Genomic DNA, 26,732 nt, shown 5'->3' with positions numbered 1-26,732 from the left:
TACCAGACGAATAAAACGCCGGATAGAGCGCCCGTCACCGCGCGCTGTCTGAAGGGGCGGCGGAACACACGAGGCGCGCGCATTCAATCGTCGATGGCATCGTACACGCGGCGTTCGAAGTCGACTGCCATGGGAAACGGCTCAATGGAACGGCGCTGGATCAGCATGAGTCCGATCAGATCTTCCACCGGGTCGGCGAACCAGCTCGTGCCGAAAGCGCCGGGCCAGCCGAACGAGCCCATCGACCGATAACCCTGCGGCAGTTGCTGCGCCGGATCGTCGACGATAGACAGGCCGAGGCCGAACCCCTGGGCCGCCCACATCACGTGACCCAAAGCCGGCAGGCGGCGCTGGTCGCGCGTCAGGAAGTTCGAGCGCATGAGATCGACGGAACGATGCGAGAGTAAGCGTGTGTCGCCCACGCGCCCGCGCCGCAATAGCAACTGCGCGAACTGCAGATAGTCCTCTGCGGTGGAGACGAGCCCGCCGCCGCCGCTCTGGAAGCGCGCCGGATTCGCCCAACGGCTCGCCGACGCGTGATCCTCGACCACGCGCCGCCGCGTGTCGGCATCGACACCATAAGCGGTGGCGAGCCGCGGCAGCTGCGGCTCCGGCACCCAGAACGCGGTGTCGCGCATGCCGAGCGGCTCGAAAATCCGCGTGCGGAAAAAGTCGCCGAGCGACATGCCGCTCACTCGCGTGATGAGTGCGCCGAGCACGTCGGTTGCGATGCCGTAGTGCCAGCGCGAGCCGGGCTGAAACATCAACGGCAATTCGGCGATGCGCGCGAGCCACGCGTTCACGTCGCCGCGCGCGTCGAAGCCGTTGAACGCGGCCGCGTACGCCTGCGCGAGCGGCCCCATCGCGGTGAAGTGATACGCGAAGCCGGCGCGATGCGTGAGCAGGTCGAGCACGGTCAGCGGCGTGCGCACCGGATCGGTCTCGTCGAGCGGACCGCCCGGATCGCGCAACACGCGCGGCGCGGCCAGCTCCGGCAGCCACTGCGCGATCGGCGTGTCGAGCGCGAGCCGGTCTTCTTCCACGAGCATGAGAATGGCGGCGCTCGTCACCGGTTTTGTCATCGACGCAATGCGAAACAGAGTGTCACGCTCCATCGGCAAGTGCGCGGCTTCGTCGCGCAGGCCGAGCGCCTCGAAGTAGCCGGTTGCGCCGCGCCGCCACGCGAGCGCGACGACGCCCGCCACCTCGCCGCGCTCGACGTAGTCCTGCAAAGTCCGCGTCAAGGCCGCGAGCCGGGCCGCTGAAAATCCTGCTTGCATGTCGATGGTGTGTCCCGGCGTGGTGTAGTCGAGGGAAGACGACGAGGCTAAGCCGCGACCGCGACGGCAGTCAATCTTTTTGCCGCTCTTCCAGCGCCGCGAGCGCGGCATTCAGACGTTTGATGCGATTGACCTGTGTCGGCATGCGGACGGCGTCGGAAACCGAATCGATGCGGTTACGCCAATACGACAGCGGGATTCGGTCTTCAGCGGAAATGTGTGAAATGACGTGTTCGAGATGCTGGATGTCTTTTTCGAGCTGATGGTGATTCATTCTTTTTCCCCGGAATACTCGTTGACTTAATTCGAAACGCAACGGAAAAGCACAATATGTGCCGCTCTCAACGCATCGTTTTTTGTGTCGGCAACTTCTTCCTCGCTTTTGCCGACCGGCCTCGTTATCGGCAAAAGCTGCTGGTCGCATGCGCTAGCGAACCTGTGAAAATAGAATACTGCCGCGGGATTTGACGTTCCGTTACCTGGCGCACCGACTTCACTCCAGTGCGAAAAAATACAGCGACTTTTTATCGATGTCGATCCGTCCGGAATAAAACGCAGTAACTTGAATTTGATATGCGGAGTGCATTACACGCTCCGTGCAAGCAGCCGCATTAGAAGCATCCATTTATGACGCTGGCGCACTTGTCGAAACAGTTTTCCGCGGAATCAGCGAGACGGGGGTGTATATCGGCCGCGCGCGGAAGGCGCGGCGCGTGGAACGCGTTACTTAGCCCGGCAGGCGTAGATCAGGCTGAGGGTGCCGTTGCTCGTGGACCGTCGGACGGTGTCGAACCCGCCGCCGCAGCTCGCGGCGGCCTGCTGCGTGCACGAGTCCGAGCCCGCCGGGCATTCCACCAGCGTGGTCGGACGGCCGTCCGACAGAAAGAGCGGCGCGCTGCTGCTGCAGCCGCCCAATGCCGCGCCCGCGGCAAGTGCCAGCGTCGCGCCGGTACCGCGCGCCAGGAAAGAGAAGCTCCGGTTCATGTGAAACCCCGATCACGTCTTGTTTTTAGATCACGCGATTGTGCCACGCGACTATGACGCTGCGTGATCCGCCGCAAGCGCCGCCGCGACCGCCGCCGCACGAACGCTTGTTTCAAACTTCGATGCCGTGCGCCGCAATTTTCTTGTAGAGCGTCGCGCGGCCCATGCCGATTTGCGCGGCAGTCTCGATCACGCGGCCGCCGTTCGCGCGCAGGGCCTCGCTCAGAAAGCGCTTTTCGAAAGCCGCCATCGCGTCGCTCCATGACGACGGCTGTGCCGCCTGGCCGTTTTCGGCAGCGACCTGCGCGTTGCCGTCCGGCGGCGGCAAGCCGGCGCCCGGCGCGCCGTTCTGCCCCGCACCGATGAACGGCGCGAGCGCCCGCGCGTCGATCCGCTCGCTGTCGGAAAGCATGACGGCGCGCTCCAGCGTATTGCGCAACTCGCGCACATTGCCTGGCCAGCCGTAGGAGCAGAGCAGCCGCAACGCGTCGTCCTGCAATTCGTAGTGGCTGCCGCCGCGCGCCTGGCTCGACAGATCCTCCAGCATGGCGTAGGCGAGCGCCTCGATGTCGGAAGCGCGCTCGCGCAGCGGCGGAGCGTGGATCGTCAGCACGTTCAGGCGATAGAACAGGTCCGCGCGAAAACGTCCAGCCGCGACGAGCGCCGGCAAATCGGCCGAGGTGGCCGCGATGATCCGCACGTCCGCGCGCACGATCCGGTTCGAGCCGAGCGGCTCGAACTCCTTGTCCTGCAACACACGCAGCAGCTTGCCCTGCAAAGGCAACGGCATGTCGCCGATCTCGTCGAGGAACAGCGTGCCGCCGTTCGCCAGCTCGAACTTGCCGACCCGCCCCTTGCGGTCCGCGCCCGTGTAGGCGCCCGGCGCCGCGCCGAAGAACTCGACTTCGAGCAGGGTGTCCGGAATCGCCGCCACGTTCACCGTTACGAGCGGTTGGTTCGCGCGCGCCGAGCCGCCGTGGATCGCGTGCGCGAGCAGTTCCTTGCCCGTGCCCGTTTCACCGAGCAGCAGCACCGGCGACTCCAGTTGGGCCGCGCGGCGCGCCTGGCGCTTCACCTCAAGGCTTGCCGTGCTGGTGCCGACAAAACTGCCGAACGTGTATTTGGCCCGGCGCGCCTGCGCAAGCGACTGACGCGTCGCGATCAGTTCTTCCTGCACGCGCGAGTAGTGCGAAAACAGCGGCGTCAGCGCCTTGAGCTCGTCGAACAGCGCGAAGCCGACGGCGCCGACGGTCTCGCCGGCGTCGTCCTTCAGCGGCAGACGCGTGACGACGAGCGGCTCGCGGTCCGTTTCCAGAATATCGAGCAGGATCGGCTTGCCCGTTTTGACGACTTCGCGCATCAGGCTGTTGGGAATCACCGCTTCGCAATCGCGGCCGATGGCCTGTTCCGGGTCGGCAAAACCGAAGCGCGCCGCGTAACGCTTGTTGATCCACACGACGCGCGCTTCGGCGTCGACGATAAACGTGCCTTCGCTGAAGTTTTCGAACGTGCGAAACAGGGAATCCATCGCGCGGCGCAGCACGTCGCCGTAGGTGGCGGGAAGGCCCGCCCAGTCGTTCATCATGTTGTCGCTGTCTCCGGGTATCGTTTTATTGGCCGCTCTGTCTCTATCCGGAGACAAGCCTATCTCAATAGAGAGATTCGCGACAAGCCCACTGCATCAAGGCTTTGGCGCCGCTGTCAGCCACAGATCGTGCAATTCGCATCCCTGTTTTGAGACGTTTGGGTACAATCGGCGGCGCCGCGTCTCCCGGTTTTCGCGACGTACGCCCGCCGCGTCGGCGCGGCAGCCGTTGCGAGCCGCATGGCATGGAACCTGCGTTCGCGGGCGCCATGCCGTCGCTACGAGGAGACGGCGTACACGTAGAACAAACCAAGCTTCTGGAGACTCAATGTCCTTTGTCATCGTCCTTGCCGCGCTGGCGTTTCTGATGTTCGCCGCGTACCGCGGCTACAGCGTCATTCTGTTCGCGCCGATCGCCGCGCTCGCCGCCGTCCTTCTGGTCGATCCGGCCGCCGTCGCGCCCGTGTTCACCGGCATCTTCATGGAGAAGATGGTCGGCTTCGTCAAACTGTATTTCCCGGTGTTTCTGCTCGGCGCCGTGTTCGGTAAGGTCATCGAACTGTCCGGCTTCTCCGAGTCGATCGTGGCCGCCGCGATCCGCTACATTGGCCGGTCGCGCGCGAATGCCGTGATCGTCGCCGTGTGCGCGCTGCTCACCTACGGCGGCGTCTCGCTGTTCGTGGTGGTGTTCGCGGTGTATCCGTTTGCCGCCGAGCTGTATCGCCAGAGCAATATCCCGAAGCGCCTGATGCCAGGCGCCATCGCCCTCGGCGCATTCTCGTTCACCATGGATTCGCTGCCGGGCACGCCGCAAATCCAGAACATCATCCCGACCACGTTCTTCAAGACGACCTCGTGGGCCGCGCCCGCGCTCGGCGTGACGGGCTCGCTGTTCATCATCGTGGTGGGTCTCAGCTATCTGGAATGGCGCCGCCGCTCCGCGATGGCAGCCGGAGAAGGCTATGGCACGGAACTCCTCAACGAGCCGGAGCGCGTCGAGTCGAAGCAACTGCCGCATCCGTTGCTCGCCATTGCGCCGCTGGTGCTGGTAGGCGTCGCGAACTTCGTGCTGACGCGCTGGATTCCGACCGCCTACGGCGTTTCGTACACCGTCGCGCCGGACATTCTGCCGGGCGTTCACACCCCGCTCACCACGACGATCAAGACCGTGGTGGCCATCTGGGCTGTCGAGGGCGCGCTGCTCCTCGGCATCGTCATGGTCGTGCTGACGGCCTTCGGCCGCGTGCGCGAGCGCTTTGCGATCGGCACCAAGGCCGCCGTGGCGGGCGCGCTGCTGGCGTCGCTGAATACAGCGTCGGAATATGGCTTCGGCGGCGTGATCGCGGCGTTGCCGGGCTTTCTCGTGGTCAGCGACGCGCTGAAGAGCATCCCGAATCCGCTCGTCAACGCGGCGGTGTCGGTCAGTTCGCTGGCGGGTATTACCGGCTCGGCGTCAGGCGGCATGAGCATCGCGCTCGCAGCCATGTCGGACGTGTTCATCAAGGGTGCCGAGGCCGCGCATATTCCGATGGAAGTGCTGCACCGCGTGGTCGCCATGGCAAGCGGCGGCATGGACACGCTGCCGCACAACGGCGCGGTGATTACGCTGCTGGCCGTGACCGGATTGACGCACCGTCAGTCGTATCGCGACATTTTTGCGGTGACCGTCATCAAGACGCTGGCGGTGTTCTTCGTGATCGCCGTCTATTACACGACGGGGCTCGTGTAAGCGCCGGATTGCTTCAGGAGAGGATGCCGGCCGGCTCGCCGGCATCGCGACTTTTGATCAGTTATCGTGTCAACCCGACACTCTCAGCCGTGAGGTGCAATCTCCATGAGCCCTACCCCCGCTTTCTGGATGATCCCCGGCGCCCCGACGCCGGTTGGCCCGTTTAGTCACGCCGCCGAATCCGACGGCTGGGTGTTCCTCACGGGCCAGATGCCCACCTCTCCCACTGACGACGCCGCGCCGCTTCCCGAAGGTGTGGTCGCGCAAACCCGGCGCGTCATGGACAACCTCGTGCTGGTGCTGAAGGGCCTCGATCTCGGCCTGCAACACGTGGTCGCCGTGCGTATTTTCCTCACTGAGTTCAAGCGCGACTACGCGGCAATGAACGAGACGTATCGCGCGTACTTTCCCGCCGACGCGCTGCCCGCGCGCACCTGCATCGGCGTCACTGCCTTGGCTCGTGACGCGCTGGTGGAAATCGACTTCGTCGCACGCCGGCCGGGCTGAGCCGCAACGCCGCCGCGCGGGTTGACGGCGCACGTTGAACGCGCAACGTGAGGCGCGCGTTGAATTCGCGGCTCAACGCGCCGATTCTTCGTCGACGCCATAGTGGTCGCACAAGGCTTCGTGCAGCGACACGGCGCGCTCGTCCATTTCGGTGGTCCAGCTTGCGCTGTCGTTGCACAGCCGCTGCAACTGCCTGCATGCGTCGACGAACCTCGGCTCCTGCACGATCACAAACGCGCCGCTCGCGCTATGCGCCCAGCCGGCCAGCGCCTGCCGGTCTTCTTCGTCGACAATGGCAAGAAGCCGCGGCAAATCGTTTTTCAGATGCTCCTTGAGCATGGCCGTGTAGCGGGCTTTGTCGTCGGCGGCGAGGGTGTTTCCCGGTGCGGCGGACGCGGGTGCGGGCTCGGCCACCGGCGCTGCGCGGTCTTCCGGCGCAGGCGCCACCGCGGCCAATGCGGCCTCCAGTTCGCTCAACGAGGCAGGCTTCGACACGTGGCCGCTGAAGCCGCGCTCGCGCCAGCTTTGCGCGTCCTGATCCTCGGCCACCGCGCTGAACGCGAGCACCGGCAGTTGCGGGTCCAGCTTGCGCAGCGCGGCGAGCAGCGCATAGCCGTCCATCGCGGGCATATGGATATCGGTGAGCACGACGTCGAATGACCTGGTCTCGAAGAGGCCGAGCGCCTGCTCGCCATCGGCCGCGATGGCCGGCACGCACCCGAGTGTGCCCAGCTGTTCGGCGATCAGGCTCTGAATCAGCGGATTGTCCTCGGCGACCAGAACCCTGAGACCTCGCAACGCGGGATGCACCGCGAGCGGAGCCGTTGCGCCGGACGCCTTGTGCGATGTCGCGAACGCCGCGCCCGCGACGGGCACGCCGTCGGCGGCCAGTTCGATGGCCGCGCGCACCGCCGTCCCGCTGAATTCCGTCACTTCCAGCACGCCCTCGCCGCGCGCCTGCGGCCGCTCAGGGCCACCCTGCGTGATCCACACGGCGTTCACCGGCTGCAACGCACGCAAGCCGGCAATCGTGTCCAGATCGTAGGCGCCAGAGACGATCAACGCCTTCGGGTGGTGGGTGCGCAGCCACGCCTGCGCGTCGGCCAGCGTCGACACCACGTGTGCGCGCCAGCCGAAGTGTTCGAGCCAGCGGCCGAGCAGATCGACAACCTGCCGATCGTGAAAAAGCGCGAGCAGCGGCCCGCGTTCGGCCGCTTTGGGCGCGGGTTTTTCCTCCGCGGTTGCGGCGAGCGGAATCGATACATTGAACACGCTGCCCACGCCGACTACGCTTTCCGCGGAAATCGTGCCGCCCATCAGTGCGCACAGGCGCGCGCAAATCACGAGCCCGAGTCCCGTGCTGCCGGCGCCGCGCGATGCGCCCGCCTCGCCCTGCGCGAACGGCTTGAATAGCCGCGTGATTAATTCGTCGCTCATGCCCGGCCCCGAATCGCAGACGCGGCAATGCAGAACCGGCTCGCCTTGCGCATTGTCGACGAGCTCTGCCTGCAGCGTGATCTTGCCGCTCGACGTGAACTTGAACGCGTTGCTCAACAGATTGTTGATCACCTGCGCGACGCGCATTCTGTCGCCGATAACGGTCCGTTCGAGCGTCGGCGAAAGCAGCGAATAGAAACGGACGGGCCGGTCGCCCGCCATCGACGCATACGAAAGCGCAATGGTCTCGAACGCGTCAAGCAGCGCAAACGGTGCACGCACGAGCAGCATTTCGCCGGCATCGATCTTGGAAAAATCGAGAATATCGTTGACGACGCGGCGCAGCGCATCGCCCGCCACGTTCAGGCTCGCAAGCCGCTGCGCATGCGCTTCGAGGCCGGGCGTGCGCGCGAACAGTTCCAGATTGCCGAGTAGCGCGTTCAACGGCGTGCGGATTTCGTGGCTCATGGCGGCGAAGAAATTCGTGCGCGCGCGCATCATCGCTTCCGACGTCTGCTGCGCGTGCCGCAACTCCTGTTCGAGCGCGTGTTGCGCGGTCACGTCGAAGATCGCGCAAAACAGCACGTCTTCGCCGGCGTAACGGGCAGGCGCGTAGGTGAACTGCAGAAACTGGACTTGCGCGGCGTCGGCTTCGTTCGAGCCGGCAGATGCCTGCGGTTGCGAGAGTTCTGCCGGTGTCGGGTGCCCGGGGTTCCCAAGCTGCGCAGGCGGCACCGGCGCGGCTGGCGCGACAAAAGCCGCCACCCGCGCAAAAGCGTCAGCCGAAGCCCGCTTCGGCGCCTCGGCGAGAAACGCGGCGGCAATATGCTGCGGCAGGCGGCTCGTGCCCGGCTTGCTATGCAGCAGTTCGGTGGCGAGCGTGTTCGCCGTCAATATCGAATGGTCGCTTTGCCTGACGATGCACAGTCCCACCGGCGTCGCGCTCACCAGAATGTGATTGAGCGTCTCGCTTTCCAACGCGCGCGACGTTTCGGCGAATGCATTGCGCAACAGCCGCAGGCCGAAGCAGCGTGCGGTGAGCACGATCGCCAGCAGCACCAGCAACGTAAGGCCGCCGATTACGCCGAGCTGCCAGCCCATCGCCAGCGCGAGCGCACTCCACGGCACATAACCGACGAGCGAGCCGAAGCCAGGCATCAACGGCTCGTGGAAGATCGCGCCTTGCCGCCCGAAGTGGAAGACGTGGGGCGCGGTCGCGGCCACCGTCTGTTGCAGCATCGCACCGGTTTGCGCGTCGAGCGCGGCGGACGACGCCAGGATGCGGCGGTCGGGCGCCATCAGCAGCGTCGCGCCCGCGCCGCCCGGCGGCGCAACGCGCGCCGCGAGCACGTCGAGCGGAATGCTCGCGCTGATCAGCGTGACCGGCGTGTCGCCTTCGTAATAGGCGCTCACCGCGGAAACCACCGGCGCATTGCGCAGCGGATCGCGGTACGGCCCGACCCAGACACGCTCGCCCTTGGCCGGCGCGCGCTTGCCGGTTTGCAGTTGCAGTTCGCGCTCGATCGTCTCACGCAGCGTGCCGATGACCGCCTCCTGAAGCGCTGCCGGGGCTGTCGGCGGCGCCTCGGCGTGCGCATCCGTATCCGCACCCGCCAGCGAAGGCACGATCACGGCGTAATCCTCGTGAAGCCCGATGAGCGTGGCGCGCTGCGCAAGTTCGAAGGCCTGCTGCGTCACCAGCGTCGATTGTGCCGCTTCGTAGAGCCGCCCCAGCTTGTCGCCGGATTCTGCGTCCCATGCGGTGCGCGTTGCCTGCCCAACGACGATGTCGAACGCCGCGTCCACCCGCTCCACGTTGCCGCGAGCCGCGCCGGTTTGCGCAATGGATCGCTCCACCGCTTCCGGCGCGCGCCGCACGTCGGTTGCGCTGTCGTAATAGTCGAGCGTCAATTCGGCGCGCCGCAGGAACGACTCCTCCCGATGCAGCAGCAGCGAGAGGTCGGTGGCATTCTGCGACGCGAACGTGCGGCGGTATTCGAGCTGCTTGAGCGCCGCGACCGCGGCGAGTACCAGCGCAAAGACGACCACCATCAGCATCAGCGAGCCGATTGTCGCGAGGTAAACCCGCCGCTGGCGCTGCGCATTGTTGGCGAGCGAGGCAAACGCTTGAGCGAGTGACTCTTGAGTACGATCAAGGATTTTCTGCATCGGCTCAAGTATGTTGCGGTTCCCGCAGGCAGACCGCTGCGATTTCCGGCGAACCCCGTCTGCTGGCCTACACCGGCGCAGTGTAGACGTTTTGCAGGTCGCGCGCGACGCATCCGGCACCTTTAAATCGACCGTTTTCTCGCTGCACCCGAACCCTGCTTTAACGGCACTCGCACCGGCAAACCTGAGCGGATTAGTGGGGAAACCCTCAAGACATCAGGGCTAATGCCGTTATTCCTTGCAACGACGTCAGACCGCGCACGGCGCGGCGTGAGCACAGCAAGGAAAGTCATGCGCAATAATCAGCCTGTCACCGGGCACGAGTACGAATTCCCCTCGTCGCAAATGCTTGTTTCGGCGACCGATCTCACCGGCCGTATCGAGTACTGCAATCCGGCCTTTGTCGCCGTGTCGGGCTATACGCACGAAGAGCTCATCGGCCAGCCGCACAATCTCATCCGCCATCCGGACATGCCGCGCGAAGCCTTCGCCGACATGTGGACCACAATCCGCGATGGGCGTCCGTGGACCGCGCTCGTCAAGAATCGCCGCAAAAATGGCGACCACTACTGGGTTCATGCAAACGTCACGCCGGTGGTCAAGAAAGGCACCGTGGTCGGCTATCTGAGCGTACGCGTGAAGCCCACGCGTGACGCCGTGCGCGCCGCGGAAGCCTTGTACGCCCGCATGCGCGCCGGCGAAGCACGCGGCGTCAGATTGCTGCGCGGGGTCGTCGTGCGCACGGGGCTGCGTGGGCGTCTGCAAGCGCTGACGCGCCTGCCCGTCGCGACGCGCGCGGCGACCGGCTATGCATTGACGCCGCTCGCGCTCGCCGCGGCCGGCCTCGCGTCATGGCAGGGCGCGCCGCCTGCGCCGTTCTGGATCGCGTTCGCCGTGGCAAGCGCCGTCAGTCTGGTTTCATGGAGCCTGCTCGCGCGGCACGTCGGGGCGCCCGTGCGCGACATGCGCGGCTTCGCTACCCGCCTCGCCGCCGGCGATCTGACGGTCGATCTGCAGATCGCGCGTCACGACGATCTCGGCGACGTCTTGCAGGCACTGAATCAGTTGAAGGCGAATCTGGCTGCGATCGTCTTCGACGTGCGCGAGCAGATCCACGGCATGCTCGACAACGCACGCGAAATTTCGAGCGGCAACGTGGACCTCGCGCGTCGCACGGAGTTGCAGGCCGCGTCGCTCGAGGAAACCGCCGCCACAATGGAGGAGCTGACCACCACCGTGCAAGCGAACGCGGACGCCAGCGTGCGCGCGCTGGACCTCGCGAAAGACGCGCAAGCCGCCGCCGCCGAGGGCGGCAAGATCGCGGGCCAGGTCGAACAGACGATGGCGGGCATCACGGCCGCCTCGCGGCGCATTGCCGACATTACGGGGGTGATCGACGGCATCGCCTTTCAGACCAACATTCTGGCGCTGAATGCTGCCGTCGAAGCCGCGCGCGCCGGCGAGGCGGGCCGCTCGTTCGCGGTGGTCGCGAGCGAAGTGCGGATGCTCGCGCAACGTTGCGCGGCGTCGTCGAAGGAAATCAAGACGGTGGTCGAGGCGAGCGCGGCAGAGGTGGCAGCGGGCACCGAACTGGTCGCGCGCACGACGTCGCAAATGCGCGCCATCGACGAAGCGGTCGAACGCGTGTCGTCGATCATCGTGCAAGTGGCGAACGCGAGCAGCGAGCAGGCCGAAGGCATTCGCCAGGTGAACCAGGCGGTTTCGCACCTGGACGGCGCGACCCAGCAGAACGCCGCGCTCGTCGAGCAGGCCGCGGTCACAGCGCAGCGTCTTGCCGCGCAAGCCGACGTGTTGAGCGAGGCCGTGCGTCTGTTCACGGTGGCTGACGCCGGCGCTGCGCCTCGTGCTGGCTCGGTGTCTGCGTCGCACACGGCGGCGCAGGCACGCCGCCGCGCTTCAGTCGATGCGGCGCACGACGCGACGCCGGCAAGTGCGGTGCGGCATGTTCCGCGCGATGCTCACGATGCCGCACAAGACGAGGCCGCATTGATCTGATAGATCGGCATTACTCCCACCTCGACAGCGAGGTATTGGCGCCTCACGATGCAAGCGTCAGTGCCCAATGGATGTAGGGCAGTCTGACCCAAGTAACAACGGCGTTTAGCGGCCCGTCCACGCGGACGGGCCGTTTTTTTGCGCGCGGTTTAAGCTGTGCCGGCGCGGCGGTTTATGCGCACAAACTCATGCTCACCCATCAGACTCGTCAGCATGCGGAGGCAGACATGATTTCTTCCGAGTCGCAAGGCCCCGCGCCGCGCGATCCTTTGTGTTCGCATTTCACCGCGATGGCGCGCAACAACGCCTGGTCGAACCTCCGGCTGTATCGCGCGTGTCTGAGCTTGAGCGACGAGGCGTTCGCTGCGCACAGGGTGAGCTTCTTCCCGTCGTTGCAACTCACGTTAAATCACATCTTTCTGGTGGACCGCTATTACTTCGACGCGCTCGTCGGCGGCGGCCTGGGCCTCACGATTTTCGACGACGAACTCCCTTATCCGCGCGCCGAGCCGCTGTGGGAAGCGCAGGCGGCCAGTGACCATGCGCTGCTCAGCTTCTGCGAATCACTGACACCCGGCGATCTGCAGCGCGAAGTGGCAATCGACCGCGGTCCTTCAGTCGGCGTGCATCGCGAAAGCGTCGGCAAGGTGCTGCCGCATCTGTTCGTGCATCAGATCCACCATCGCGGGCAGGTTCACGCGATGTTGAGCGGCACCGCAATCGCGCCGCCGCAACTGGACGAATTTTTTCTGGACGGCGACGCGCCGCTGCGCGCCCCGGAGATGCGGGAATTGCAGCGGATGCGCGAAGCACACCGCGGCGGACCGCTGTAGCAAAATCTTGGCGCGCAGGGCTTCTTCTCATAGCGGAATGCGTGGCCATGCGCGCTGCATGGGCTCCTCGCGCCGGGCGTTTTTGCCGATCAACAGGCGCGCGGTTCGTCGTTGCGCGTAACCGCAGCTCGCGTCACGCGCGTGACAGTCCTGAAGAACGCGTGCACCGCCACGGGGCAGGAAAAATGCAGTCGTCCGCGCGACGAGTCGCGTTAAACTCATTGTCACCAAGGGACGTGGTCGCGGCGTCGGAGAATCGCTCAAACGTCAATATTGCGCGACAGACGGCGCGCCATGCTGCCCGTACAATGATTCGATCAACAACGGAACAAGGACAACTTCGATGCGCACTACCGGGTCTTCCGGGTCAATGGCCCTGCTCACCGAATACGACGACGCAACCGGGCGCGAACTGCGCACGCTGCGCCTCGAGTCGACAGAAGACGGCAAAGGCATCCTTCTGATCGAAGTCGACGAGCGCAAGCCGGGCATACATCGGGAAGTGCGCTACGAAATCACGCCCGCCGAGCTGATTGCGGCGATTCGCGCGCACGGCGCCGAGCTGCCAGGCGAGCAGCACAATCACCGTCAATAACTGCACTGTGCGGCGTGTAAGCACAAACGCGTTGAATTCGGCGGCGAGTTCGGCGGCTCGTCAGGCGCCGTGCTCGCGGCGCGCCGCTTCCTTTCTCTTCGCGCGCCACCTTCTATTAAGCGCGCGAGCTTCAATCGTTTTTCTTTCAGTTCGGGCCGCGCCGGGTTTTGCGTTTGCGAGCGGCGCTACTGCCTGCAACCCCGAATAACCGTTGTGTTTCAAGGGCTTTGCAGGCCTTGAAAATGGTCCATAATCGCTCCATTCTCCTTTGCTTTCCCACTGCGCGCCGTGCCTGAAAAGGCCGCGGATGTAAGTCGATGCTACATGACCTCGTCGAGCAATACGGCCCGGCGCTCATCTTTGCCAACGTGCTTGCCGCCTCCATCGGCCTGCCCGTACCGGCCATGCCGTCGCTCGTGTTGTTCGGGGCGATGGCCGCCATGCATCCGGGCTCCGTCGGCACGCAGTTGCTGCCGGTGCTCGTGCTGTCGATTTTCGCCACGCTGATCGGCGACAGCGCGTGGTATCTGGCCGGCCGCATGTACGGCGGCAATACACTCAAAACCATCTGCCGCCTGTCGCTGTCGCGCGACACGTGCGTGAAGAAGACGGAGCGGTTCTTTGGGCGCTGGGGCGTGCGCGTCTTGGCCGTCGCCAAATTCGTCCCGGGCTTGTCCATTGTGTCGATTCCAATGGCCGGCGCCATGGGCACGCGCTATCGCACGTTTCTCACTTACGACGGCATCGGCGCCGCATTGTGGTCGGGCACCGGGCTCATCGTCGGCGCATTGTTCGCGCACCAGATCGACATGGTGTTCGCGGCCGCCGGGCGGTTGGGGCGCACGGCCGGTCTCGTTGCCATCGCGCTGTTGCTGCTGTATGCGGCGTACCGGTGGATTCGCCGTCGTCAGTTGATCAACAAGCTGGCGTCCGCGCGCATGGAAGTCGACGAACTCGCCGCGCTGGTCTCGGCCGGCAACACACCCGTGCTGTTCGACATCCGCTCGCACGAGAAACGCAAGCTCGATCCGTTCGTCATTCCCGGCTCGCAATTCGCCGACGAGCGGCAGTTGGACCAGATCGTCGCCACCTATCCGCGCAATCAGAAAGTGGTGATCTATTGTTCGTGTCCCAATGAAATTTCGGCCGCCTGGATGGCCAAGCAGTTGAACGAAGCAGGCTTTGACGATGTGCTGCCCCTGCGCGGCGGCATGGAAGCCTGGCGCGACTCCGGTTGGCCCGTCGAAGCCCTGCCCGGCATGCCGCCACCCGAGGCCGCGGTCGAGCACGTCGCGCCCAAAGCGGTTTGACGCCGCGGCGTCTCTCTCGCGCTGCCGGCCGTGCGCGGTCGCGCCTTCGTTCAGTCAATCAACGAACATCGAAGGAGCGGTTCCATGCTTTCCATTGCAGAACCTGAAGTTCAACCACAGCCCGAGGCCGTGGTCGCCGACGCGCCGTTTTCCAATCTGTCGACCCGCATGCACCAGATGTTCCCCGCGCTCACGCCGGCGGAGATCGAGCGCGTGCGCAAGTTCGGCGAAGTGGGCAAATGGCAAGCCGGCGAACTGCTGTTCGAGACGGGCCACACGGGTCCGGGCATGTTTGTGCTGCTCGAAGGGCGCGTGAAGATCTATCAGCGCGACGGCATCGGACGCGAAGTGTTGATCGGCGAACATGGGCCGGGGCATTTTCTCGCCGAGGTCGGTCAGCTGTCCGGGCGCCACGCGCTCGTCAACGGCATGGCACTCAGCCATGTCGAGGCCTTGCTGATTCCGCCGGAAAAGCTGCGCGCGCTGCTCGTGGCCGAAGCCGAACTGGGCGAGCGCATCATGCGCGCGCTGATTTTGCGGCGCGTCTCGCTGATCGAAAAGGGCGCGGGCGGGCCGATCTTGATCGGCAGCAGTACCGACGCGCGGCTCGTCATGCTGCAAGGCTTCCTGTCGCGCAACGGTCATCCGCACTCCACGATCGACGAATGCGACGAGGACGCGTTGCGTCTCGTCGAGCAATTCGGCGCGCAAGACGGGGATATGCCGCTCGTCATCTGTCCGGACGGCTCTGTGCTGCGTCACCCGAGCATGCCGGAACTGGCCACCGCACTGGGCCTGCTGCCCGATCTCAACGACTCCATGGTGTATGACGTCGCGATTGTGGGCGCGGGACCCGCCGGGCTCGCCACGGCCGTGTATGCGGCGTCGGAAGGGCTGTCGGTAATCGTGCTCGACAGCCGCGCGCCGGGCGGCCAGGCTGGCGCGAGCTCGCGGATCGAAAACTATCTCGGCTTTCCCACCGGCATCTCCGGCCAGGCACTGGCCGGGCGCGCGTTCGTGCAGGCGCAGAAATTCGGCGCGCACGTCGCGATTCCCGTCAATGTGAAGGCGCTGCATTGCGGCGAGGCGCCGTACCGTCTCGAGCTGAAATGCGGCGGCCATATCACGGCGCGCACCATCGTCATTGCAAGCGGCGCCGTGTACCGGCGCCCCGCGCTCGAAGGGCTCGACCGTTTCGACGGACGCGGCGTGTACTACTGGGCGTCGCCTGTGGAAGCGAAGCTGTGCAAGCGCCAGGAAGTCGTGCTGGTGGGCGGCGGCAATTCGGCGGGCCAGGCCATCGTCTATCTGGCGACGCACGCGGCGAAGGTCCATGTGCTGATCCGGCGCAGCGGCTTTGAGGCCACGATGTCGCGCTATCTGATCGACCGGATCCGCTCGCTGCCGAACGTCGTCGTGCACCCGAATTCAGAGATCGGCCGGCTTGTCGCGGACGACAGCGGGCTCGCGGGCGTCGCGCTGAAAAAGCCTTTGCCCGACGGCACGGAGCAGATCGACGCGCGGCATCTGTTCCTCTTCACCGGCGCGGATCCGAATACGGACTGGCTGCGCACCTGCGGCGTCGAGCTCGACGACAAGGGCTTCGTGCTGACGGGCGCGCTGGCGCACGGCGCGTCGGCCTGCGACCTCGCGACCACGGTGAAAGGCGTGTACGCAATCGGCGACGCGCGCGCGGGCTCGACCAAACGCGTGGCGGCGGCGGTCGGCGAAGGGGCGGCCGTGGTCGCGCAAATCCACCAGTTCCTGGCCGTATCCGCCGACGAAGCGGTGGCCTCGGTCGCCTGACATCAAGCTGGTGCACGGCCCGCTGCCGTCATGCGGCGACGGGCCGTCGCAATGCCCTGCCGCCGCGCCGTATCCGCCTGAAGTAATCCCCTGTTACAGACGCCTGCAACTCGTTGCACCCGCCTTTCTTTCTGTCTCGTAAGATGAACGTCAGCTATTCGACAGTGACTGCTCACGGTCGAAAGAGTCATCGCCTTGCTGGGACACAGGAGAAAAGCATGCACAAACGCGCCGTCGCCTTCGTCGTCTTCGCCGGCTTCGGACTTGCCGCCGCCTGCGCATCGACTGCCGCTTTCGCTCGCGTCGACGTCGGCGTGTTCGTCGGCACGCCGGGCCCGGTCTACGCCGCGCCGCCCGTGATGTACGCGCCGCCGCCCGTCGTCTATGCGCCCCAGCCGGTCTACGGTTACGGCTACCGCGACGACTATTATCGGGACCGCCGTTGGCATCACGATCATGGGCGGCATCGCGGCTGGGACAAGCATCACGGGCGTGGCTGGTAGGTTTTCGGCGCGGCAGGCGGGCGTTGTATCGACTTTCGGCGCTTGGGGGCTTGGGCGCTTCCGCGCTTCCGCGCTTCGGTTCTTCAGCGGTTCGGTCCTTCCGCGCTTTGCGCCCGGCAAACACCAGCTCGCCGCATTCACGCTACAGTGTCGTCTGCTGATTCGGGCAAGCTTCCTCCCCGCCTCATCGCAGTCACTTACTGAACGACGTCCGCGTGCAGACCCTTCCGCTTTCCGCCGCCCGCACCATCCATCTGGCCGCACAAGGGTTGTTGTCGCCGCCGCGCCGCAAAGCCACCAAAGCCGACGTGCTCGACGCCATCCGCCGCATGGCGCAATTGCAGATCGACACGATTCACGTGGTCGCGCGCAGCCCTTATCTCGTGCTCTTCAGCCGGCTCGGCGCCTATTTGCCGCAGTGGCTCGACGAGCATCTCGCCGAGGGCAAGCTGTTCGAATACTGGTCGCACGAAGCCTGCTTTGTGCCGATTGAAGACTACGGTCTGCTGCGCCATCGCATGCTGGATCCGAGCGGCATGGGTTGGAAATACGCAGCCGACTGGCACGGCAAGCACCGCAAAGACATCGACAAGCTGCTCGAGTACATTCGCGCGACGGGTCCCGTGCGCTCGGCGGATTTCGCTCGCGAGTCGGGCAAAGGCAACGGCTGGTGGGACTGGAAGCCGGAGAAGCGTCATCTGGAAGTGCTGTTCGCCATCGGGCAACTCATGGTGGCCGAGCGGCGCAATTTTCAGCGCGTCTACGACGTTACCGAACGCGTGCTGCCGCACTGGAACGACGCTCGCGACCTGCCGCCGCCAGAGGTTGTCGAGGCCGAACTGCTGCGCCGCACCTGCCGGGCGCTCGGCGTCGCCCGCGCCGACTGGGTGGCGGACTACTACCGTCTGCCGCGCCGTCCGTATCGCGACGAACTTCACACGCTGGCCGATCAGGGCGAACTGATTGCCGTGCAGGTGCCCGGCTGGAAACAGGACACGTTCGCGCATCGCGAGTTCGCGCCGCTGCTCGATGACGCCGCGAGCGGCAAGCTCGTGTCGACGGTGACGACGGTGCTTTCGCCGTTCGACCCGGTCGTGTGGGATCGCAAGCGCGCGGCGGCGCTATTCGACTTCGACTACGTGATCGAATGCTATACGCCGGCCGCGAAGCGCAAATACGGCTACTTCGTGCTGCCGCTGCTGAGCCGTGGACGGCTGGTCGGCCGCGTCGATGCCAAGGCGCACCGCGCGCAGGGCGTGTTCGAATTGAAATCCGTGCACATGGAAGCGGGCGTGCGCGCGAGCGCACGACTCGCCGGCGATTTGCGGCGCGCGCTGCAACGGTGCGCCGATTGGCACGGCACGCCGCACCTGCAGATCGCGTCGGCGGCGCCCGAATGGCTGGAGGCGCTCAGCGCAGGCGAGAACGTCGAAACCTAGGCGCGCCGGCCACGCGTGCAATCAATGCAACGCCGACCATGCCAGCGAAAGCGAAAACACGCCGAGCACAACCGACGCGCCGCGCTGCAGTTTCGCCGGATCGAGCCAACCGAGCCTGCCGCTGCCGAGCGCCGCGCCGAACGCGATCCACGCCAGCGCGATCGGCGCGAGCAGGCACGCGAATATCAGCATGGCCAGCAGATACGACGGCCAATGCGCGAAAGCGTCGGCGGGGAAAATCGTTCCCGCGAACAGCATCGCTTTCGGATTGAGCAAGGTTGCGACGAACAGGCTGCGCATGCCGCTCGCGTTCTGCGCGGAATCCGGAAGCGCGACCGCCGCGCGCCACATGTCGACGGCGAGCCACGCAATGTACACGCCCGCCGCCACGCGCAGCAACGCGGGCAGCCACGGCAACGCGTGCGCGGCTTGCACGATAAAACGCCCCCAGACGGAAATCGCGACGAGATAACCGGCGAGTTCGGCGGCAATGAGCGGCAGCGAGCGCTGCAACCCCTGGCACAGCCCGGCTGACGCCAGCAACGTATTGGTGGGCCCCGGCGTGATCAGCACGACGACAATGCCGACGGCCAACAGCGCGACAGCGGAAGCAGAGAACATGGAAAAGGCGCAAGGTGGGAAACAGTGCGCCTTTTTATCATAGATGCCGCCACGCGGCGCCTCGTCGCAATGACGAAGCGCAATCGGCAATGGTCAAGCGAACGCCGCGAGCGTTGCTCAGTGGTCGAGCTTCGCGCGCAGTTCGCGGGCTGCTTCCAGCAGCCCTTCGTAGCCGGAGCGGGCGTGCTCGGGCAGATCGGGATCGCCGACGAACGCGCCGAGCGTTTCGATGAGGCTATACAGAATGCCCTTTGCAGCGCCCGACGCGATGCTGCCGGATGACACCTGCTGATCCACGTGACTGAGCGCCGCGTCGAGATTTTCCAGGTCGGGCCGGTCGCCCGTAGGCGGCTTGGGCGTTACGTCTTGCGTCATGATGATGCCTCTCCCCGTGAAAGCCTGGTGAATGAGCGATCCTTTCGCATTGTTATATACCGATCGCGCGGTGCCGTCTATGCGTGATCCGCGCTCCCGTAAAAGCTCACCTTCCGTCTTTGACGAGGCTTCTCATGCCTTCATATTCGCGCACTGGCTGCGTCGCCCGAAGATGCGCCGCGTCATATCGAACGCGACGAGATTGCCGGCCACCACCAGCAGCAGGCCGATCACCGCTAACGCTGACCATTGGTAGCCCTCGAACACCGTCGACACCGCCAGCGCCACGATCGGAAAGAGCACCGTGGAATAAGCCGCCCGCTCCGGGCCCATGCGTCCCACCAGCATCAGATACGCGGTAAAGCCGACCACCGAGCCGAAGACCGCGAGGTACGCGAGTGCGCCAAGGTAGCGCGCGGAGGACTCGACGGCAAACGGCAAGCCTGCGAGCAGGCTGCCCACCGTGAGCACGCTCGCGCCGATCAGCATGGCCCAGCTATTTGTCGCGAACGGATGCAAGCCCATGGATTGCATCCGGCTCGACAGGAGATTGCCCGCCGAAAAACACAGCGTGCCGAGAAACGCGACGCCGAGCCCGAGCCATGCGGCGTGATCGCCGAGGTGCCCGCTCATCTGCTGAACGAACAGACAGACAATGCCGACGAGCCCGAGCATCGCGCCCGCAATCGCCGACGGCTGCAAGGGGCGGCCCATGAACAGCCGTCCGTTGATCGAATTGAGAAGCGGCGCGGTGGAAAACACCACGGCGACGAGCCCGCTCGGCACCACCTGCTCGGCGTAGTAGAAGCACAAAAAGTTGACGCAAAAGAGCGCGAGGCCTTGAGCGAACAGAAAGCGCCATGCGGCGCGCGGCGGCCACATCGGCCGGCGCATGATGCGCAATAGCGCAAACAGCACCCACGCGGCGATCCAGAAGCGCCACGCGATGGAAACCGGGGGCGGCACCGCGCCCAGTTGCCATTTGATCGCGATCCACGTGGTGCCCCAGATGAGAACGGTCACGGCATACAGCAACAGATTCATGGTCGAGGCCTGCACACGGCGGATACGGGAGCTCCACTATGCGGCAGCGCGGCTCGCCGGACTTGTCCAGGATTGCGCATTTCTGCGCTTGCGCGGCCGCAGCGCAGGCGGCGGCGCGCAGTGAGCCGTATACTCACCGCTATCCGCCGTAACAACGACATCCGCCCGTTCCGTGAACTCGAGCCCGCCCGCCCCTGTGACCCACGCCACTGAAACGCCGTTCGGCATTCAGTCGGTGTGTCACACGCTGAGCAGCTCGAATGCGCATCTGGACCGCTTCGCGTGGCTCGGGGACGGTCTCGCGATCGCCGTCTGGACGCGCGACACCGAGGTCGCCGAAACCATCTACGAGCGGCCCGGCCACCACACGCTATCGTGTTATCTGGACGGCGGCTATCGCACGGAGCGCCAGAAAATGCCCGGCCGTTACGGCGCGCCGTCGCGGCTGTGCGCCTTGCCCGGCGATCACGAATCGCGCTGGTGGGTGCGCGGCCACATGCATTTCATGCATCTGTATTTTCTGCCGGAGCACTTCACGCAGCGCGCGGTGCAGGAGCTCGACCGCGAGCCGCGCGAGCTGACGCTCGCCGATCGCACGTATTTCGAGGACGCGCGCATCGCCGGTTTGTGCCAGACACTGGCGAACGAGCATTGGGACGACGCCGACGGCCTGCTGCGCACCAACGAAACCGCGCACGAAGTGCTGAGCCTGCTGCTGCGCGCCCAAGGCGTGCGACGCACCGGCGCGCCGCTCAAGGGTGGTTTGTCGGTGGCCACGCGGCGGCGGCTGCACGACTACATCGAGAGTCATCTCGCGCAACCGCTCACGCTCGGCGAACTGGCGAACGTGGCTGCGCTGTCGGAATTTCATCTCGCGCGCATGTTCCGCACGTCGTTCGGATTGCCGCCCGCCGCGTGGATTGCGCAGCGGCGGCTCGAGCGCGCGCGGACGCTGCTGCGCACCACCGCGCTGCCGCTCGCGCACATCGCCGAACTATGCGGCTATGCGAACGCCAGCCACTTCAGTCACCGTTTCCGCGAAGGCGTGGGGGTGTCGCCGGGCGCTTACCGGCAGGCAGTGGCGGTCCGATAGCCGTCCGATAGCCGTCCGATAGCCGTCGATAGCGAGACGTGGCGCGCGTCATTGCAGCGCCATTGCCAGCACGCGCGCCACGTGCAGCGCCTTCACACCGGCGCCGTCGTGAATCTGATGACGGCAGCTCGTGCCGTCGGCGACCATGATCGCGCCGTCGTCCATCTTGCGCACGGCCGGCAATAGCGACAGCTCGGCCATGGCCTGCGAGGTCGCGTAATGCTCCGCTTCGTAGCCGAAGCTGCCGGCCATTCCGCAGCACGACGACTCCACCGTCGACACCGTCAGCTCAGGAATCCACCTCAGCACCGTTTGCACGGGCGTGAAGGCGTCGAACGCCTTCTGATGACAATGACCATGCACGAGCGCCTGTTGCGTGGCCAGCGGTTTCAGCGGTAGCTGCAGGCGTCCGGCTTGCTGCTCGCGCACGAGAAACTCTTCGAATAGGAACGCGTGCTTCGCGAGCCGCGCGGCTTCGTCTCCGAATCCGTAGTGTAGAAACTCGTCGCGCAACGACAGCAGACACGATGGCTCGAGACCCACAACCGGCACGCCGCGCGCGACGAACGGCGCGAAAAGATCGAGCATGCGCCGCGCTTCGTGCTTCGCTTCATCGACCAGACCGGCCGCGAGAAACGTGCGTCCGCAGCACACCGGCCGCTCGCCTTGCCGCGTGTTGAAGTGCACCGTGTAGCCGGCTGCCTCCAGCACTTTTTGTGCTGCACGCGCGTTCTCGGGCTCCATGTGATTATTGAAGGTGTCGACGAACAGCAGCACTTCTTTCAGCGCCGCGCCGCGCGTGTTCACCGTCGGCTTGACAGTCGACAGGAACGCCCTCGCGAAGCGCGGCAAGCTGCGTTGCTGAGCGATGCCCACCGAGCGCTTGAGCCATGTCGACATGAGCGGCACCTTGTCGGCCAGCGCGATCAAACCCGGCACACGGCTCGCCGTGACCGCATAACGCGGCATGAAGGCGACGAGCTTGTCGCGCAGCGTCAGGCCGTGGCGTTTGACGCGTGCGGCGCGCGCCTCGATCTTGAACTTCGCCATATCGACGCCCGTCGGGCAGTCGCGCTTACAGCCCTTGCAGGATACGCACAGGTCGAGCGTGTCCTTCACGTCGTCGCTCGCGAGGCCCGCTTCGCCGAGCTGCCCCGAAATCGCCAGACGCAAGGTGTTCGCGCGCCCGCGCGTCACATGCTGCTCGTCTTTCGTCACGCGGTAGCTCGGGCACATGGTGCCGGCGTCGAACTTGCGGCAGTGGCCGTTGTTGTTGCACATCTCCACGGCTTTGGCGAGGCCGCCCGACAGATCGTTGCCGCTGCCCGGCGCGCTTTCGCGGCCCGTCAGCGGATCGCGCTGCACATTCCACGCCGACCAGTCGAGCGCCGTTTCCATGCGCTGTTCGCGATAGCCTGGCGCGAAACGGAAGTAGCGCGCGTCGTCCATTTTCGGCGGACGCACCATCTTGTCGGGATTGAAACGGTTATCCGGATCGAACAGCGCCTTGATCTCGCCGAAGGCCTGGTTCAGCTTCGGACCGTATTGCCACGCGACCCATTCGCCGCGGCACAAGCCGTCGCCGTGTTCGCCGGAATAGGCGCCTTTGTATTCGCGCACGAGCGCCGCCGCTTCTTCGGCGATCGCGCGCATTTTTATCGCACCGTCGCGACGCATGTCGAGAATCGGCCGCACGTGCAGCGTGCCGACGCTCGCGTGCGCATACCACGTGCCTTCCGTGCCATGCCGATGAAAAACCTCGGTGAGCCGGCTCGTATAGTCGGCGAGATGTTCGAGCGGCACCGCGCAGTCTTCAATAAAGGACACCGGCTTGCCGTCGCCCTTCATGCTCATCATGATGTTGAGCCCGGCCTTGCGCACTTCCCATAGCGCCTTCTGCGCATTCATGTCCGGCATTTCGACGACGGAGCCGGGCAAGCCGAGATCGGCCATCAATTCAGTCAGTTGTCTGAGGGACTGCAGCTGCGCGTCGCGCGACTCGCCCGCGAACTCCACGAGCAGCACGGCTTGCGGCTCGCCCACCAGCGCCTTGGCGACGACCGGACGGAACGCCGGGTTGCTCATCGCCAGATCGATCATGGTGCGATCGACGAGTTCCACCGCGACTGGCTTCAGCTTGACGATGTGCTGCGTGAGATCCATCGCCTGCCAGAAGGTCGGGAAGTTGACCACGCCGAGGGTCTTGTGCGCGGGCAGCGGCGCGAGCTTCAGCGTCAACTGACGGCTGAACGCGAGCGTGCCCTCCGAGCCGACCAGCAGATGCGCGAGGTTGGCGACGCCGTCGTCGGTATAGGCGCGCGGATTCTGGCAATCGAATACGTCGATGTTGTAGCCGCCCACGCGGCGCAACACTTTCGGCACGCGCGCCACGATCTCGTCGCGCTCGCGTTGTGCAATCTGCCGCACGCCTTCGACGATCTGCTGCAATCGCGCACCTTGCGGCGGGTTTCGCAGCGACGCGAAATGCGCTTCGCTGCCGTCGGCCAGGATCGCGTCGATGGCCTCGACGTTGTGCACCATGTTGCCATATTCGATCGAGCGTGAGCCGCAGGAATTGTTGCCCGCCATGCCGCCGATCGTGCACTGCGCAGCCGTCGACACATCCACGGGAAACCACAGACCGTGCGGCTTGAGCCACGCGTTCAGGTGATCGAGCACGACGCCCGGCTCGACGGTGACGGTGCGCGCGTCGGCATTGAAATCGACAATGTTGTTCAGCCACTTGCTCGTGTCGATCACGAGCGCTTCGCCGACAGTCTGTCCACATTGGCTCGTGCCCGCGCCGCGCGCGAGCAGCGGTACCTTTTCGCTGCGCGCAATCTCGAGCGCCGCGCGCAAATCGTCCTGATCGCGCGGCACGACCACGCCGACCGGCATGATCTGATAGATGGATGCATCGGTCGAATAACGGCCGCGGCTTGCTGCATCGAACAGCACATCGCCGCGCAGCGCCTTGCGTAGATGCTGCGCGAGCGGCGTCGTCAGCCGCGCCGCCGACGGCACCAGATGAATCGGCTTGACCAGCAAAGCGGAAGTGGGATTCGTCATAACGTCGAGGGTTGTGGCAGTACACGTACTTCGTGCACGGCATGCACTTCGCGCGAAACGCGCTCAGGCGCATGCGCCGTGAGCGCCCGATTATTCAGTACAGCGTGACGCTCACCGGCGGCAGGCCTTCAATGCGCCCGTGCGCCATGCCCGCGCTTCGGGGGAAAAACATGCCGGTATACGACCCCGTGGTGACGATCATGTCCGGTGTCACCGTGATGCCGCGCGACGTCGCGTGATTGACGAGCCACGTGAGCAATCGGCGCGGATCGCCTGCCGGATTCGCGGGTGTCAATTCGACGACATCGCGCCCGTTGAAGTCGAAGCGCAGCGCCGGCGCAACAAACGGAAAATCCTCGTGATACGGCATGAATTCGCCGACGATCAGCGCGCCGTGGTTCTGCAAGTCCGCCAGTTGCGCGAGGCGGTCCACGTCGGGCCACTCCGCGAAACGGCTCGCGACAATTTCGATTGCCGCACCGAACGAGCCGATGGCCGCGTGGACGTCGGCTTCGCGATAAGGCGCAGCGGACGGCTCGAAGCTGCGGCCGAAACGAAACGCGATTTCCAGTTCGAGCGCTAGCGGCGTAAAGCCCGCGCGCGGCAGCATCACGCCATCGGGATGCAAATCGATGTCCGGCAGCGGCGCGCCTTGAATCGGGCCGCTCGCCGACTTCGAGCCGATCTTCCAGCCGCCGACGCGCGCGCCGGCAATACCGAGAATTTCGTGCTGGATGTCATAGGCCGCGTCCGCGTCGGCGGGCGCCCGGCTGGGTTGGAGCTTGCCGAGCGTCGCGTGATTGCGGCGCGCATCGGCCAGCAGGCGGCTGAGCGGCGAGGTGCTCAGCTTGAGGGCGTCGGCGCGAAAGGACCTGAGCATCGCTTACACGCCCATGCTGGTGGACACTTGCCCCTTGTCGGCGCCGCCGCCCGCGAACCGGCTTTCCGGTTGCATGCGGAACGCGAGCACGACACCGAGCGCCATCAACAGCATGCTGCCGACGAACGGCAACTCCCAGTTGCCGAAATAGTCGATCAGGAAGCCGCCCGCCACCGGCGAGATGATCGCCGCAAGCGCGGAGCCCGTGTTCATCATGCCGCTCGCCGTCCCGGAGGCTTCCGGCGCGATGTCCATCGGAATCGCCCACATCGGGCCGATCGTCATTTCGGCGAAGAAGAAGCCCGACGCGAGGCACGCCATCGACACATACAGATGGTGCGTGAACATCAGCGGAATCAGCGACAGCAGGCAGAACAGCATGCACACCGACACCATCCAGCTGCGCGCACGCTTGAGGCTGCCGGTGCGCGTGTAGATGAAGTCGGTGACGATGCCGCCAAGCGTATCGCCCACCACGCCGGCGAGAAACACGACCGACGCGAAGATCGCCGATTTCTTCAATTCGAGGTGATAGCTGTGCAGGAAGTACTGCGGAATCCAGCTGAGGAAGAGCCACAGCGTCCAGCCATAGCAGAAGTAGACAATCGTGACGGGCGCCATGCGGCGAAACAGCTTGCCCCACGGCACGCCGGCGCCCTTCGCTTTGGGAGCGGGCAGGACGTCGAGTTCTTCCTTCGTGATGCGCGGGTGGTCTTTCGGATGCTCGGTGAAGGTGAACGCCCACACGACAACCCACAGAAGGCTGAACGCGCCGCAGATATAGAACGATTCGCGCCATCCCCAGCTTGTCATCACCAGCACGACAATGCCGGGCGCGACTGCATTGCCGACGCGCGAAGCCGCATGCGTGATGCCTTGCGCGAAGCCGCGCTTTTCCTTCGCGACCCAGCGCGCCATGGCGGACGTCGCCGCCGGGAAAGTCGCGCCTTCACCGAAACCGAGCAGCACGCGCGCCGCCAGCAGCGACATCAGGCCGCCCGCAAAACCGGTCAGCAAGGTGGCGATGCCCCAGATCGCGCCGCACGCAAGCAACGTGCGCCTCGCGCCGAAACGGTCGCTGACCCAGCCGCCGATGATCTGGAAAAGCAGATACGGATACGCAAAAGCCGAGAACACGAGGCCGACTTCCGTGTGCGAAAGATGGAATTCCTTGCCGAAGCCCGCGGCCGCCGTGCTGACGTTGACGCGGTCCAGGTAGGTGATGAAGTACATGATGCAGAGCATCACTAGAACAATACTGGTCGCACTGGTCACACGAAACCGCTTCATCGTCTCTCTCCATTTGCATGTGTCGACGGCGTTCCTGATAGGGCGCGCCTCGTCGTCGCAAGGCGGCATGCGCCGCCTCGCCATCGCATTGTTCAGGGCCGCGTTCTGTGCGCGGCTTCATGATGGAACTGACTTCGTCGATGCCTGTTTGCGTTGTTCCTGTCTTC

At 65.2% G+C, this 26,732-nt stretch carries 21 protein-coding genes; 10 read left to right on the top strand and 11 right to left on the bottom strand.

From position 1 onward, the window contains the following. Positions 1 to 83 precede the first annotated feature (83 nt). From HV711_RS04335 to HV711_RS04320, 4 genes are all read right to left on the bottom strand, one after another. On the bottom strand, positions 84 to 1,280 hold the full coding sequence (locus tag HV711_RS04335; protein WP_035484659.1) for a serine hydrolase domain-containing protein: 1,197 nt from the start codon (positions 1,278 to 1,280) through the stop codon (positions 84 to 86). Positions 1,281 to 1,350: 70 nt separating this feature from the next. Beyond that, on the bottom strand, positions 1,351 to 1,554 hold the full coding sequence (locus HV711_RS04330; RefSeq protein ID WP_013591309.1) for a hypothetical protein: 204 nt from the start codon (positions 1,552 to 1,554) through the stop codon (positions 1,351 to 1,353). Between the two features lie 449 nt (positions 1,555 to 2,003). Beyond that, positions 2,004 to 2,264 (bottom strand): hypothetical protein, encoded by a 261-nt coding sequence (locus HV711_RS04325; protein ID WP_035484579.1) that lies wholly within the window; start codon positions 2,262 to 2,264, stop codon positions 2,004 to 2,006. Positions 2,265 to 2,376: 112 nt separating this feature from the next. Further along, positions 2,377 to 3,849 carry a sigma-54 interaction domain-containing protein gene (locus HV711_RS04320; RefSeq protein ID WP_028361675.1) on the bottom strand — a complete coding sequence of 491 codons (1,473 nt, stop codon included), beginning with the start codon at positions 3,847 to 3,849 and terminating at the stop codon, positions 2,377 to 2,379. A 328-nt stretch (positions 3,850 to 4,177) separates the two neighbouring features. On the opposite strand from HV711_RS04320, the gene HV711_RS04315 reads away from it, so the two are divergent. Then, positions 4,178 to 5,578 carry a GntP family permease gene (locus tag HV711_RS04315; RefSeq protein ID WP_013591305.1) on the top strand — a complete coding sequence of 467 codons (1,401 nt, stop codon included), beginning with the start codon at positions 4,178 to 4,180 and terminating at the stop codon, positions 5,576 to 5,578. Between the two features lie 105 nt (positions 5,579 to 5,683). Beyond that, positions 5,684 to 6,085: a RidA family protein gene (locus HV711_RS04310; protein WP_028361674.1), complete on the top strand. Its 402-nt coding sequence runs from the start codon at positions 5,684 to 5,686 to the stop codon at positions 6,083 to 6,085. Between the two features lie 72 nt (positions 6,086 to 6,157). Here HV711_RS04310 and HV711_RS04305 read toward each other — a convergent pair whose 3' ends face one another. Next, positions 6,158 to 9,691, bottom strand: coding sequence for a response regulator (locus HV711_RS04305; protein ID WP_035484581.1), 3,534 nt, complete (start codon positions 9,689 to 9,691; stop codon positions 6,158 to 6,160). A 291-nt stretch (positions 9,692 to 9,982) separates the two neighbouring features. On the opposite strand from HV711_RS04305, the gene HV711_RS04300 reads away from it, so the two are divergent. The 7 genes from HV711_RS04300 (at position 9,983) to HV711_RS04270 (ending at position 18,193) form a co-directional block, all read left to right on the top strand. Continuing rightward, positions 9,983 to 11,707 (top strand): methyl-accepting chemotaxis protein, encoded by a 1,725-nt coding sequence (locus HV711_RS04300; RefSeq protein WP_175145005.1) that lies wholly within the window; start codon positions 9,983 to 9,985, stop codon positions 11,705 to 11,707. 227 nt (positions 11,708 to 11,934) lie between these two features. After that, complete coding sequence (locus HV711_RS04295) at positions 11,935 to 12,540, top strand: DinB family protein (protein WP_035484584.1); 606 nt, start codon at positions 11,935 to 11,937, stop codon at positions 12,538 to 12,540. Between the two features lie 343 nt (positions 12,541 to 12,883). After that, positions 12,884 to 13,135 carry a hypothetical protein gene (locus HV711_RS04290; protein ID WP_013342140.1) on the top strand — a complete coding sequence of 84 codons (252 nt, stop codon included), beginning with the start codon at positions 12,884 to 12,886 and terminating at the stop codon, positions 13,133 to 13,135. 317 nt (positions 13,136 to 13,452) lie between these two features. Continuing rightward, positions 13,453 to 14,445, top strand: coding sequence for a DedA family protein/thiosulfate sulfurtransferase GlpE (locus HV711_RS04285; protein ID WP_014972678.1), 993 nt, complete (start codon positions 13,453 to 13,455; stop codon positions 14,443 to 14,445). A gap of 84 nt (positions 14,446 to 14,529) precedes the next feature. Next, entirely contained in the window at positions 14,530 to 16,251 is a 1,722-nt protein-coding gene (locus HV711_RS04280) for an FAD-dependent oxidoreductase (RefSeq protein ID WP_013591299.1), read from the top strand. 218 nt (positions 16,252 to 16,469) lie between these two features. Continuing rightward, positions 16,470 to 16,754: a hypothetical protein gene (locus tag HV711_RS04275; protein WP_028361670.1), complete on the top strand. Its 285-nt coding sequence runs from the start codon at positions 16,470 to 16,472 to the stop codon at positions 16,752 to 16,754. Positions 16,755 to 16,969: 215 nt separating this feature from the next. After that, a complete protein-coding gene (locus tag HV711_RS04270; RefSeq protein WP_035484585.1) occupies positions 16,970 to 18,193 on the top strand; it encodes a winged helix-turn-helix domain-containing protein in 1,224 nt (407 codons plus the stop codon). A 21-nt stretch (positions 18,194 to 18,214) separates the two neighbouring features. Here HV711_RS04270 and HV711_RS04265 read toward each other — a convergent pair whose 3' ends face one another. The 3 genes from HV711_RS04265 to HV711_RS04255 form a co-directional block, all read right to left on the bottom strand. After that, positions 18,215 to 18,814 (bottom strand): LysE family translocator, encoded by a 600-nt coding sequence (locus tag HV711_RS04265; protein ID WP_035484587.1) that lies wholly within the window; start codon positions 18,812 to 18,814, stop codon positions 18,215 to 18,217. Positions 18,815 to 18,931: 117 nt separating this feature from the next. After that, the gene (locus tag HV711_RS04260; RefSeq protein ID WP_028361667.1) at positions 18,932 to 19,189 is read right to left on the bottom strand and encodes a hypothetical protein; all 258 of its coding nucleotides are present in this window, start codon (positions 19,187 to 19,189) and stop codon (positions 18,932 to 18,934) included. A 132-nt stretch (positions 19,190 to 19,321) separates the two neighbouring features. Beyond that, on the bottom strand, positions 19,322 to 20,233 hold the full coding sequence (locus tag HV711_RS04255) for a DMT family transporter (RefSeq protein WP_035484589.1): 912 nt from the start codon (positions 20,231 to 20,233) through the stop codon (positions 19,322 to 19,324). Between the two features lie 172 nt (positions 20,234 to 20,405). On the opposite strand from HV711_RS04255, the gene HV711_RS04250 reads away from it, so the two are divergent. Further along, positions 20,406 to 21,326, top strand: a complete 921-nt coding sequence (locus HV711_RS04250) for a helix-turn-helix domain-containing protein (RefSeq protein WP_013591294.1) — start codon at positions 20,406 to 20,408, stop codon at positions 21,324 to 21,326. A gap of 48 nt (positions 21,327 to 21,374) precedes the next feature. On the opposite strand, the gene HV711_RS04245 is transcribed toward HV711_RS04250, so the two are convergent. The 3 genes from HV711_RS04245 to HV711_RS04235 form a co-directional block, all read right to left on the bottom strand. Then, the gene (locus HV711_RS04245) at positions 21,375 to 24,395 is read right to left on the bottom strand and encodes an FAD-binding and (Fe-S)-binding domain-containing protein (protein ID WP_035484590.1); all 3,021 of its coding nucleotides are present in this window, start codon (positions 24,393 to 24,395) and stop codon (positions 21,375 to 21,377) included. 94 nt (positions 24,396 to 24,489) lie between these two features. Next, positions 24,490 to 25,275, bottom strand: a complete 786-nt coding sequence (locus tag HV711_RS04240) for a 2-keto-4-pentenoate hydratase (RefSeq protein ID WP_051224708.1) — start codon at positions 25,273 to 25,275, stop codon at positions 24,490 to 24,492. Between the two features lie 3 nt (positions 25,276 to 25,278). After that, positions 25,279 to 26,565 (bottom strand): MFS transporter, encoded by a 1,287-nt coding sequence (locus HV711_RS04235; protein WP_028361662.1) that lies wholly within the window; start codon positions 26,563 to 26,565, stop codon positions 25,279 to 25,281. Between the last annotated feature and the right edge of the window lie 167 nt (positions 26,566 to 26,732).

The organism is Paraburkholderia phenoliruptrix, assembly GCF_902859825.1.
Taxonomy (GTDB): domain Bacteria; phylum Pseudomonadota; class Gammaproteobacteria; order Burkholderiales; family Burkholderiaceae; genus Paraburkholderia; species Paraburkholderia phenoliruptrix.
Note: the sequence above shows the minus strand (reverse complement) of the source record. Positions and strands in the feature narration are given on the sequence as shown.

Excerpts from the sequence above, each read along its gene's own strand:
- HV711_RS04335 (WP_035484659.1), bottom strand. The coding sequence starts at position 1,280 with ATGCAAGCAGGATTTTCAGCGGCCCGGCTCGCGGCCTTGACGCGGACT.
- HV711_RS04330 (WP_013591309.1), bottom strand. The coding sequence starts at position 1,554 with ATGAATCACCATCAGCTCGAAAAAGACATCCAGCATCTCGAACACGTC.
- HV711_RS04325 (WP_035484579.1), bottom strand. The coding sequence starts at position 2,264 with ATGAACCGGAGCTTCTCTTTCCTGGCGCGCGGTACCGGCGCGACGCTG.
- HV711_RS04320 (WP_028361675.1), bottom strand. The coding sequence starts at position 3,849 with ATGATGAACGACTGGGCGGGCCTTCCCGCCACCTACGGCGACGTGCTG.
- HV711_RS04315 (WP_013591305.1), top strand. The coding sequence starts at position 4,178 with ATGTCCTTTGTCATCGTCCTTGCCGCGCTGGCGTTTCTGATGTTCGCC.
- HV711_RS04310 (WP_028361674.1), top strand. The coding sequence starts at position 5,684 with ATGAGCCCTACCCCCGCTTTCTGGATGATCCCCGGCGCCCCGACGCCG.
- HV711_RS04305 (WP_035484581.1), bottom strand. The coding sequence starts at position 9,691 with ATGCAGAAAATCCTTGATCGTACTCAAGAGTCACTCGCTCAAGCGTTT.
- HV711_RS04300 (WP_175145005.1), top strand. The coding sequence starts at position 9,983 with ATGCGCAATAATCAGCCTGTCACCGGGCACGAGTACGAATTCCCCTCG.
- HV711_RS04295 (WP_035484584.1), top strand. The coding sequence starts at position 11,935 with ATGATTTCTTCCGAGTCGCAAGGCCCCGCGCCGCGCGATCCTTTGTGT.
- HV711_RS04290 (WP_013342140.1), top strand. The coding sequence starts at position 12,884 with ATGCGCACTACCGGGTCTTCCGGGTCAATGGCCCTGCTCACCGAATAC.
- HV711_RS04285 (WP_014972678.1), top strand. The coding sequence starts at position 13,453 with ATGCTACATGACCTCGTCGAGCAATACGGCCCGGCGCTCATCTTTGCC.
- HV711_RS04280 (WP_013591299.1), top strand. The coding sequence starts at position 14,530 with ATGCTTTCCATTGCAGAACCTGAAGTTCAACCACAGCCCGAGGCCGTG.
- HV711_RS04275 (WP_028361670.1), top strand. The coding sequence starts at position 16,470 with ATGCACAAACGCGCCGTCGCCTTCGTCGTCTTCGCCGGCTTCGGACTT.
- HV711_RS04265 (WP_035484587.1), bottom strand. The coding sequence starts at position 18,814 with ATGTTCTCTGCTTCCGCTGTCGCGCTGTTGGCCGTCGGCATTGTCGTC.
- HV711_RS04260 (WP_028361667.1), bottom strand. The coding sequence starts at position 19,189 with ATGACGCAAGACGTAACGCCCAAGCCGCCTACGGGCGACCGGCCCGAC.
- HV711_RS04255 (WP_035484589.1), bottom strand. The coding sequence starts at position 20,233 with ATGAATCTGTTGCTGTATGCCGTGACCGTTCTCATCTGGGGCACCACG.
- HV711_RS04245 (WP_035484590.1), bottom strand. The coding sequence starts at position 24,395 with ATGACGAATCCCACTTCCGCTTTGCTGGTCAAGCCGATTCATCTGGTG.
- HV711_RS04240 (WP_051224708.1), bottom strand. The coding sequence starts at position 25,275 with ATGCTCAGGTCCTTTCGCGCCGACGCCCTCAAGCTGAGCACCTCGCCG.
- HV711_RS04235 (WP_028361662.1), bottom strand. The coding sequence starts at position 26,565 with ATGAAGCGGTTTCGTGTGACCAGTGCGACCAGTATTGTTCTAGTGATG.